Source organism: Kribbella sp. NPDC104218, assembly GCF_055584105.1.
In genome coordinates, this window is record NZ_JBVJMQ010000010.1 from 1 (window position 1) to 1,248 (window position 1,248).

Consider the following 1,248-nt stretch of genomic DNA (forward strand, 5'->3'; position numbering starts at 1 on the left):
GCGGTGATGGCCGCAGAGACCAGGCCCAAGCGACTGTTTACTAAAAACACAGGTCCGTGCGAAGAAGTAATTCGATGTATACGGACTGACGCCTGCCCGGTGCTGGAACGTTAAGGGGACAGGTTAGCTGGTTTCGGCCGGCGAAGCTTTGAACTTAAGCGCCAGTAAACGGCGGTGGTAACTATAACCATCCTAAGGTAGCGAAATTCCTTGTCGGGTAAGTTCCGACCTGCACGAATGGCGTAACGACTTGGGCGCTGTCTCAACCGTGGACTCGGCGAAATTGCATTACGAGTAAAGATGCTCGTTACGCGCAGCAGGACGGAAAGACCCCGGGACCTTTACTACAACTTGGTATTGGTGGTCGGTACAACTTGTGTAGGATAGGTGGGAGACTGTGAAGCTCGGACGCCAGTTCGGGTGGAGTCATCGTTGAAATACCACTCTGGTTGTTCTGGCTGTCTAACTTTGGTCCGTTATCCGGATCAGGGACAGTGCCTGGTGGGTAGTTTGACTGGGGCGGTCGCCTCCTAAAAGGTAACGGAGGCGCTCAAAGGTTCCCTCAGCCTGGTTGGCAATCAGGTGTCGAGTGTAAGTGCACAAGGGAGCTTGACTGTGAGACAGACATGTCGAGCAGGGACGAAAGTCGGAACTAGTGATCCGGCGGTGGCATGTGGGAGCACCGTCGCTCAACGGATAAAAGGTACCCCGGGGATAACAGGCTGATCTTCCCCAAGAGTCCATATCGACGGGATGGTTTGGCACCTCGATGTCGGCTCGTCGCATCCTGGGGCTGGAGTAGGTCCCAAGGGTTGGGCTGTTCGCCCATTAAAGCGGCACGCGAGCTGGGTTTAGAACGTCGTGAGACAGTTCGGTCCCTATCCGCTGCGCGCGCAGGAGACTTGAGAAGGGCTGCCCCTAGTACGAGAGGACCGGGGTGGACGAACCTCTGGTGTGCCAGTTGTTCCGCCAGGAGCACGGCTGGTTGGCTACGTTCGGGAGTGATAACCGCTGAAAGCATCTAAGCGGGAAGCACGCTTCAAGATGAGGTCTCCCACCGGGTTAACCGGGTAAGGCCCCCAGTAGACCACTGGGTTGATAGGCCAGAGGTGGAAGCACAGTAATGTGTGGAGCTGACTGGTACTAATAGGCCGAGGGCTTGTCTCATACCAACATTGTTGGCAACAGACCTGACTGCGCTACGAAGTAACTCGCGTTCACTGTACGGTTCAGAGAATATGAACAGGA

At 55.5% G+C, this 1,248-nt stretch carries 1 rRNA gene; it reads left to right on the forward strand.

Annotated features, from left to right (window positions below):
• Nucleotides 1–1,167 (forward strand): 23S ribosomal RNA (locus tag ACZ6ZD_RS37100); the annotation flags it as partial.
• Between the last annotated feature and the right edge of the window lie 81 nt (nt 1,168–1,248).